This window comes from Nonomuraea sp. 10N515B (genome assembly GCF_052245915.1).
Lineage (GTDB): Bacteria > Actinomycetota > Actinomycetes > Streptosporangiales > Streptosporangiaceae > Nonomuraea.
The window spans coordinates 1-582 of sequence record NZ_JBQQBQ010000228.1 but is presented as its reverse complement, the minus strand read 5'-3'; the positions used below and the strand labels follow the sequence as shown (position 1 = coordinate 582).

The 582-nt window shown below is 62.5% G+C and carries 1 protein-coding gene; it reads right to left on the bottom strand.

From position 1 onward, the window contains the following. The coding region (locus ACTWQA_RS59180; RefSeq protein ID WP_443167531.1) for a hypothetical protein at window positions 1-582 on the bottom strand (582 nt) is incomplete at both ends.

Sequence of the window (582 nt, the reverse complement as noted above, 5' to 3'; positions counted from 1 at the left end):
CGCCTTGCGGGCCGTCGGGGTCGACGTAGTCGAAGTGGGTGATGCCGTCGAGCCGGTCGGTGAGGGTTTCGAGCTCCCACTTGTCCTTGGGGTCGGTCGTCGCCTCGTAGTAGGCCAGCTTGGTGCTATTGCCGCGCGGGTCGGTGACGTTGACCAGTTTGACGTTCTTGGTGCCCTGGGTGGCGTCGTAGGTGAACCCGAACGTCTTCGCGCCGTCGTCGCCGGCGCCGTCGACCATCTTGGCCATCAGGCCCTTGTCGGTGTAGGCGAAGGTGACCGTGCGGCCGGCGATGTCAATGATCGACTCGACGTTGTCGATGATGTGCGGGTTGGTCAGCTTCGTGTCCGATACCTGCTGGCCGGCGTCGTTGATGTAGCTGTAGTCCTGGCCCTTCTTGAAGTAGTCGAAGGTCAGCGTCTGGCGTCCGGCGGCGTCGGTGATGTACTGCAGGAATTTGGTGGGCTTGTTGTTGGAGTGGCGGCGCTCGTAGGTGAACGCCATGGTGTTGCCGTTCTTGTCGACGATCGCGGACTGGAAGCCCTCCTCGTCGAAGAAGAACTGGGTGCGGTCCGGCTTGGTGA